General features: G+C 73.7%; 10 protein-coding genes. 2 read left to right on the top strand and 8 right to left on the bottom strand.

The annotated features are described in order from the left end of the window. Positions 1–224: 224 nt before the first annotated feature. The 7 genes from IF37_RS0135115 to IF37_RS0135145 form a co-directional block, all read right to left on the bottom strand. Entirely contained in the window at positions 225–1,241 is a 1,017-nt protein-coding gene (locus tag IF37_RS0135115; protein ID WP_030752459.1) for an asparaginase, read from the bottom strand. A gap of 139 nt (positions 1,242–1,380) precedes the next feature. After that, the gene (locus IF37_RS0135120) at positions 1,381–2,058 is read right to left on the bottom strand and encodes a FadR/GntR family transcriptional regulator (RefSeq protein ID WP_030752463.1); all 678 of its coding nucleotides are present in this window, start codon (positions 2,056–2,058) and stop codon (positions 1,381–1,383) included. Between the two features lie 212 nt (positions 2,059–2,270). After that, positions 2,271–3,107, bottom strand: coding sequence for an undecaprenyl-diphosphate phosphatase (locus tag IF37_RS0135125; RefSeq protein ID WP_030752466.1), 837 nt, complete (start codon positions 3,105–3,107; stop codon positions 2,271–2,273). Between the two features lie 75 nt (positions 3,108–3,182). Beyond that, positions 3,183–3,557, bottom strand: a complete 375-nt coding sequence (crcB, locus tag IF37_RS0135130) for a fluoride efflux transporter CrcB (RefSeq protein ID WP_030752469.1) — start codon at positions 3,555–3,557, stop codon at positions 3,183–3,185. Positions 3,558–3,669: 112 nt separating this feature from the next. Next, positions 3,670–4,131, bottom strand: coding sequence for a fluoride efflux transporter CrcB (gene crcB / locus IF37_RS0135135; protein WP_030752472.1), 462 nt, complete (start codon positions 4,129–4,131; stop codon positions 3,670–3,672). Positions 4,132–4,198: 67 nt separating this feature from the next. Further along, positions 4,199–4,522: a hypothetical protein gene (locus tag IF37_RS0135140; RefSeq protein ID WP_253915937.1), complete on the bottom strand. Its 324-nt coding sequence runs from the start codon at positions 4,520–4,522 to the stop codon at positions 4,199–4,201. Between the two features lie 109 nt (positions 4,523–4,631). Beyond that, on the bottom strand, positions 4,632–4,919 hold the full coding sequence (locus IF37_RS0135145) for a transcriptional regulator (protein ID WP_030752478.1): 288 nt from the start codon (positions 4,917–4,919) through the stop codon (positions 4,632–4,634). 204 nt (positions 4,920–5,123) lie between these two features. Here IF37_RS0135145 and IF37_RS0135150 point away from each other — a divergent pair, with 204 nt between their 5' ends. Both IF37_RS0135150 and IF37_RS0135155 read left to right on the top strand, forming a co-directional pair. After that, positions 5,124–5,474, top strand: a complete 351-nt coding sequence (locus IF37_RS0135150) for a VOC family protein (RefSeq protein ID WP_030752480.1) — start codon at positions 5,124–5,126, stop codon at positions 5,472–5,474. A gap of 74 nt (positions 5,475–5,548) precedes the next feature. Continuing rightward, the gene (locus tag IF37_RS0135155; RefSeq protein ID WP_030752482.1) at positions 5,549–5,953 is read left to right on the top strand and encodes a MarR family winged helix-turn-helix transcriptional regulator; all 405 of its coding nucleotides are present in this window, start codon (positions 5,549–5,551) and stop codon (positions 5,951–5,953) included. Positions 5,954–6,156: 203 nt separating this feature from the next. Here IF37_RS0135155 and IF37_RS0135160 read toward each other — a convergent pair whose 3' ends face one another. Further along, the gene (locus tag IF37_RS0135160; protein WP_030752483.1) at positions 6,157–6,555 is read right to left on the bottom strand and encodes an SseB family protein; all 399 of its coding nucleotides are present in this window, start codon (positions 6,553–6,555) and stop codon (positions 6,157–6,159) included. Positions 6,556–6,758: the final 203 nt, after the last annotated feature.

Consider the following 6,758-nt stretch of genomic DNA (forward strand, 5'->3'; position numbering starts at 1 on the left):
CTGCCTGTGGGCGCACCGGCTGCCGGTGGGGTACGCGGCGGTCGGCCGGCAGTCGGCCGTCGACCGGCACGCGGCAGGCGACCGGTGCGCGGGAGCCCTTCGCCGCGAGGCGGGCGACCGGAGCGCGACGGACGACCGGCCCGCGGTGGCCGACCGGGGCACGGCGGCGGGCCGGAGCGCGTGGTCGGCCGGGGCACGGCGGTCGGCCGATGCGCGGCGCATGGCTACGCGCAAGCGCCCAGCGGTATCGGGTCCAGTGCCCGCACCGGGCGTACGCAGCCCACCGGGTGCCCTCCGCCGAGCAGCGGCTCGCCGGCGAACCCGGTGAGCAGGGACGGGTCGACGCCGGCCCGGGCCAGTGCCGCCGCGGCGACCGGGATCCGCGCGCGGTTCGCCCCGTCGGCGATCTTCACGGCGATGGCCCGGCCGTCGGGCAGCGCGGCGACCTCGACGCCCTCGTAGCCGTCCTTGGCGAGCAGCCCGGGCACGGCCCGCATGAGCGCGGCGACGTCCCGGCCGGAGCCGGAGGCCATCTCGGCGTGCCCGCGCATCGCGTCGGCGACCCGGGCCTCGGGGGTGCCGGGCTCGGCGGAGGTGATCCGGGCGAGGGCGCGGGCCAGGCCGTGCAGGGAGATGGCGAACAGCGGGGCGCCGCAGCCGTCCACGGTGACCCGGGCGACGCGCTGGCCGGTCAGCTCCTCGACGGTGGCGGCGACGGCCTGCTGGAGCGGGTGGGCCGGGTCCAGGTAGTCGTCCAGGGACCAGCCGTTGAGCCGGGCCGTCCACAGCATGGCGGCGTGCTTGCCGGAGCAGTTCTGGGCGAGGCGGGAGGGCTGCCGGCCCTCGCGGACCCAGGCGTCCCGCACGGCCGGGTCGAACGGCATGTCGGGCACGTTGCGCAGATCGTCCTCGGTGAGGCCGGCGAGTTCGAGGATGCGCCGGGTACCGGCGAGGTGGCGCTCCTCGCCGGAGTGGCTGGCGGCGGCCAGCGACAGCAGCTCGCCGTCGAGGGGCAGCCCGGCCCGCAGCATCGCCACGGCCTGGAGCGGCTTGACGGCCGAGCGCGGGTAGAACGCCGCCTCGATGTCGCCGAGCTGGAAGCGCACCCGGCCGTCGGAGTCGAGGACGGCGACGGAGCCGTAGTGGATGCCTTCGACGACCCCGCCACGGACGAGGTGGGCGACGGGGGCGTGGAGGGGCTCGCGGACGACGGGGGCGTCGGCGGGGGAACTCTCGTACATCACTGCCTGCATCATGGGATCGGGGTCGGCCGGAACGCGGGTCACGCGTCGGCGCCGGTGGGGATGTGGGTCACGCGGGTCGCACAGGTCGTATAGGTCGTACGGGATGTGCGCGTCCCGTCCGCGAGGTGCCGTTCGCTCATGCCGCGGGACCGCCTTCCGCCGGGGCGCCCGGCCGCTGGGGACGGACGATGTCGGTGAGGGTCGTCTCGACGCGGTCCAGGTGGTGGCTCATGGCCTCCACGGCGTCCTGCTCGGAACCGTCCACCAGCGCCTCGACGATCGCCCGGTGCTCGCGGTTGGACTGCTCGCGGCGCCCGCCCAGTTCGTTGAGGAAGGCCGACTGGCGTGCCAGCGCGTCCCGGATCTCCTCGATGACCCGGCGGAAGACCGGGTTCTGGGCGGCCTCGGCCACGGCGAGGTGGAAGAGGGTGTCCATCGCGACCCAGGCGGTGGTGTCCGTCTCCCGCTCCATGCGGTCGAGCAGGTGGGCCAGGTGGTCCAGGTTCTCCGGCGTACGGCGCAGGGCCGCGTAGCCGGCGACCGGGATCTCGACGTGGCGGCGCACCTCCAGCAGGTCGCTGGCCGCGTAGTCGCCGAAGGTGGGGTCCTCGACGGTGTTCGCCACGACGAAGGTGCCCTTGCCGGTGCGGGAGACCGTGAGGCCCATGGTCTGGAGCGCGCGCAGCGCCTCGCGGAGCACGGGCCGGGACACCTCCAGGGCGCGGCACAGCTCGGCTTCGGAGGGGAGCTTGTCGCCGATGGCGTACCGGCCGCTCTCGATGGCGCCGCGGAGGTGGTCGAGCACCGCTTCCATCGCGCTGACGCGCCGCGGGACCGGACCACCTGTCTGGCTGTCTGACAGGTTCACGGGAGCGATCCTGCGGGGTGCGGGCAGAACCTGTCAAGGGCGGCCCATCAGCGGACGCGTATGGACATGCATGAACACGTACGGACGTGCATGGACACGCACGGGGTGCGGCGCCCGGGATCAGGCGTCCGCACCCCGTGGGTGACCGGCGTGCCGGTTCAGCTGCCGAGCGTGCCGGTGGCGAGCAGGCCGAGGAGGAGCACTCCGACGACGATCCGGTAGATCACGAAGGCGTTGAAGGAGTGCTTGGCGACGAACTTCAGCAGCCAGGCGATGGAGGCGTAGGCCACGACGAACGACACGACCGTGCCGACGGCCAGCGGGGCGGCGCCCACGCCCGCGCCGAGGGCGTCCTTCAGCTCGTACAGACCCGCCCCGGTCAGGGCCGGGATGCCGAGGAAGAAGGAGAGCCGGGTGGCGGCGACGCGGTCCAGGTCCAGGATGAGCGCGGTGGACATGGTGGCGCCGGAGCGCGAGAAGCCCGGGAAGAGCAGGGCGAGGATCTGCGAGCAGCCGACCCACATCGCGTCCTTGAACGAGGTGTCGTCCTCGCCGCGCTTGTGCCGGCCCATCTGGTCGGCGGCCCACATCACGCCCGAGCCGGCGATCAGCGACCCGGCGACCACCCACAGGGAGGCGAGCGGACCGTCGATCAGCGGCTTCGCCGCCAGGCCCACGACCACGATCGGGATGGTGGCGGCGATCACCCACCAGGCGAACTTGTAGTCGTGGTGGTAGCGCTCCTCGCGGTCGGTCAGACCGCGGAACCAGGCGGTGACGATCCGCCTGATGTCCTTGAAGAAGTACACGAGCACGGCGGCGATGGCGCCGACCTGGATGACGGCGGAGAACCCGACGACGGACTTGTCGTCGACGGGGATGTCCATGAGCCCCTCGGCGATCTTGAGGTGACCGGTGGAGGAGACCGGGAGGAACTCGGTCACGCCCTCGACTACTCCGAGGACGACGGCTTGGCCGACGGAGATGGCGCTCATGGGATCCAGTCTGGAGAAGGTGTGGTCGACAGTGCTGTAGACAGTACTTGTTCCGCCGGGCCGGACGGCGCGCGCCTAGGCCCAGAGGGCGCCGGCGAGTGAGACCCCGGTAAAGGCGGAGGCGAGTCCCGCCACCACGCTCGCCACGACGTTCACGGCAGCGTAGAGCCCGGAGCCCGCCTCGGTCAGCCGCAGGGTCTCGTAGGAGAAGGTCGAGTACGTCGTCAGCGCGCCGCACAGCCCCGTGCCCAGCAGCAGCCGCAGATCGGGTCCGGCGGCCCCGGCGGAGGCGGCGCCCGTCACCAGCCCGAGGATCAGGCAGCCGGTCACGTTCACCACGAACGTACCCCACGGGAAGAGCGAGTCGTGGCGGGCCTGCACGGCACGGTCCGTGAGATAGCGCAGGGGTGCGCCGACCACGGCCCCCGCGACGACCAGCAGCCAGTTCACAACGAGTTCTTACCTTCCGGTTCCGTTCCGTCCGCCCGCTGCGGGCACCGCGCACACCGGACGTCCGGACGGCCTTGGGCGGTCGGCCGCGGCGCGCGGCCGGTGGGGGACGTCATCGCGGCCTCCCGGTGAAGACCCGGCGGGCGGCGGCCGAGGCCAGCCACACCGCCGCGAGGGCCGCGCACAGCGTCGCGGCCAGGTAGAGGAGCCCCAGCTCGGGACGGCCGGCGCCGGCCAGCTGACGGATGTCGACCGCGTAGGTGGAAAAGGTGGTGAAGCCGCCGAGCACACCGGTGCCGAGGAAGGGCCGCAGCAGGCGGCGGGCGGCCCACACCTCGGTGATGAGCACCATGAGGACGCCCATGGCGGCACAGCCGGAGACATTGGTCAAGAAGGTCGCCCAGGGGAAGCCGCCGGGCGGTGTGGGCCAGACGAGCGTGAGCGCGTAGCGGGCGATCGCGCCGAGCGCGCCGCCGAGGGCCACGACCGCGACCACGGGCGCCTGCGCACGCCACTCGGTGCGCCCGCGCGGCGCGGAACGGGCGCCGCGCGCCTGCGTCTCCGGGGCTGTCATGCTGCTGTCTCTCCTGTTCGGCCCCGCCCTCTCGGGTGATCACGGCCGGGACCAGGGTACCCCCGGGTCAGCGGACGGCGGGCCGCGCACAGACCGCCGCACCCGGCTCGCGGAAGCTGCCGAGCACCATGTCGTCGCCGGTGACGCAGACACTGGTGACCATGCGGAACCCGGACCGCCGGCGGGTCGGGTGGTGGACGGTACGGCCCCGGTCGTCCACGGCGACGACACCGACGGTTCCGCTCGGCCGGTACGGCGCGTGCGCGGCGGCCCGGGCGGTGCCGACGGCCGTGTCCACGCGCGGCAGCCCGCGTTCGGCGTCGCACACCACCAGGTCGCCGTCCGGCAGGAGCTCCGGCCCGAGGGGACGGCCGCCGGTCTCGGCCAGCACCTCCACACGGGCCGCGCGCGGGCCGTCGAGGTGGTGGAGGCGTAAGGCCGCGTCCGTCCGCGACTCCGGTCGGCACGACGCCCCTGGGCTCCGGGTTCCGGCGTCGGCGTCACCAGCCCTTCTCGAACATCCGGGCCACCTCGGCGATGCGGACCTCGTCGCGCCGGTAGTGGACACTGCAGCGGACGCGGTGGATGCGCAGGACGCCGAGGCGGGTGAGGAAGTCCAGGTGGGCGAGGGCGGTCCGGCGGGGTACGCCCAGCTTGGCGGCGATGGCCCGGGCGGTGACGCCGGTCTCGCCGAGGTCGTGGCGGCGCGTGTCCGGAAAATAGGCGGCCGGGTCCTTCAGCCACTCCAGGATGGTCTGCCGCATCCGGCCCGAGGGGGTCACCGTCATCCGTCCGCCTCCCGTCCCCTCCTCGTACGCAGTCTTCCCACTGTGGACCCGGCGACGCCGACGGGTACGGGACTCGGCGGCCGTTGTCCGGTACCGAACGGCCGACCGGTCAGGATCGGAGAAGCCGCCGCGGGCTCGCCGGACCTAGCGTGGGAGCACCGACGAGCACCCGTCGGGTCGCGTATCCCACAAGGAGTGAGTGCCATGACCGCCGGTCTGCGGACGATCGTCTACCCCGTGAAGGACGCGGAGCGGGCCAAGGCCCTGTTCACCGCGCTGCTCGGCGTCGAGCCGTACGTCGACGAGCCGTACTACATCGGTTTCCGGGCCGCCGGGCAGGACATCGGCCTGGACCCGAACGGGCATGCGCAGGGCCTGACCGGACCGGTGCCGTTCTGGCACGTCACCGACCTCCGGGAGCGGCTCGCGGCCCTGCTGGAGGCCGGTGCCGAGACGCTCCAGGACGTACGGGACGTCGGCAACGGACGGCTCGTGGCCTCCGTGCGGGACCCCGACGGCAACCTGGTGGGGCTCCTCCAGGACCCGGCCGCCTGAGGTCCGGAAGAGCGCCTTTGCCCAGCACTAGTTGCACAGTCAACAATTGTCCTGATCGGTGCTACGGTGCGGTTATGGCAGTCAACACGGCCGAGACCCGGCTCGAGGAGCGCTGGCGGGACATCCTCGCCGTGCACGCGCGCACGATGTGCGAGATCGACCGCGCCCTGCACCCGCACGGGCTGGGCGCGAGCGACTTCGAGGTGCTGGACATGCTGGCGACGGAACGGCCCGAGCAGGGCGAGCAGTGCCGGGTGCAGAACCTGGTCGGCCGGGTCCACCTCAGTCAGAGCGCGCTGTCCCGGCTGATCGGCCGGCTGGAGAAGGACGGCCTGGTGGAGCGTTCGGTGTGCGCGGAGGACCGGCGCGGGGTGTGGGTCGCGCTCACCCCCAAGGGCCGGGCGCTGCACACCGAGGTGCTGCCGCTCCAGCGGGCGGTGCTGCGGCGCATGCTGGCCGAGCAGGAGCGAGCGGGCTAGAGCAGCGGTTCGGCTCCGTCCGGCAGGATCTCGGCACCGTGCCCGGTCAGGTGCGCGCGGGCGGTCGGGCCGGTGGCCCACCCGGTGACGGCGGCGGTTCCGGGCGGGCCGGTCGGCGCTGGTTGCGGGCCGGCGTCGCGCCCGCTGGTCGCACGGGTCTCACCGGTCTCACCGGCCTCACAGGCGGGGCCGAGGCGTCGCGCTCAGCGGACCAGCAGCGTGCGCACGCCCTGCGAGGTGAGGGTCAGGGAGTGGGAGGAGCTGCCGTCGATGGCGAGGGAGAGGTCGTCCTCGGGCCACTGCGCGGCGAGCGCGCCGAGCGGGATCAGGCGGTAGCGCGAGACGAACGGCAGCAGCTCGGCCATCTCGCCCTCCGTGGTGAACACCGGCACGACCGGGTCGCCACCGGGCTGTTCCAGAACGGGCAGGGCGACCGTCGTGGCGTCGGCGCCTTCTCCGTTCACCGCGTCGTCCGGCACCGGGACGAGTACGTCACTGTGCGCGAGGGTGTCCAGCGCGGTCTGGTCCTCGGCGTTCACGGCCAGCGCGTCCAGTGCCTGCTGGGCCGGCGTCGGCTGGTCGTGGTGGGCGGGTGTCTCCATGGCTGATCCCCAGGTAGCGGCGGTGGTACGGGCTGCCCGGGCGGGTCGTGCCCGGGCGTGCTCCCGGCTCGCGTACCCGGTGGGGTGCGGGGCATGCGTGCGGATCGGCGGAGGGTCCGGTGCCGGGCCGGTGAAGACGTACCGCTTCGGCGCGGGGCGGGGCAGGTGGGCGGAGGCAGGGCGGACCAGGCCCGGTGCGGGGG

The organism is Streptomyces sp. NRRL S-31 (assembly GCF_000718775.1).
GTDB lineage: Bacteria > Actinomycetota > Actinomycetes > Streptomycetales > Streptomycetaceae > Streptomyces.

Bases quoted from the DNA above. Each gene is read 5' to 3' on its own strand.
- IF37_RS0135155 (WP_030752482.1), top strand. From the start codon at position 5,549: ATGGCAGTCAACACGGCCGAGACCCGGCTCGAGGAGCGCTGGCGGGAC.
- IF37_RS0135160 (WP_030752483.1), bottom strand. From the start codon at position 6,555: ATGGAGACACCCGCCCACCACGACCAGCCGACGCCGGCCCAGCAGGCA.
- crcB (WP_030752472.1), bottom strand. From the start codon at position 4,131: ATGACAGCCCCGGAGACGCAGGCGCGCGGCGCCCGTTCCGCGCCGCGC.
- IF37_RS0135120 (WP_030752463.1), bottom strand. From the start codon at position 2,058: ATGGAAGCGGTGCTCGACCACCTCCGCGGCGCCATCGAGAGCGGCCGG.
- IF37_RS0135145 (WP_030752478.1), bottom strand. From the start codon at position 4,919: ATGACGGTGACCCCCTCGGGCCGGATGCGGCAGACCATCCTGGAGTGG.
- IF37_RS0135115 (WP_030752459.1), bottom strand. From the start codon at position 1,241: ATGTACGAGAGTTCCCCCGCCGACGCCCCCGTCGTCCGCGAGCCCCTC.
- IF37_RS0135125 (WP_030752466.1), bottom strand. From the start codon at position 3,107: ATGAGCGCCATCTCCGTCGGCCAAGCCGTCGTCCTCGGAGTAGTCGAG.
- IF37_RS0135150 (WP_030752480.1), top strand. From the start codon at position 5,124: ATGACCGCCGGTCTGCGGACGATCGTCTACCCCGTGAAGGACGCGGAG.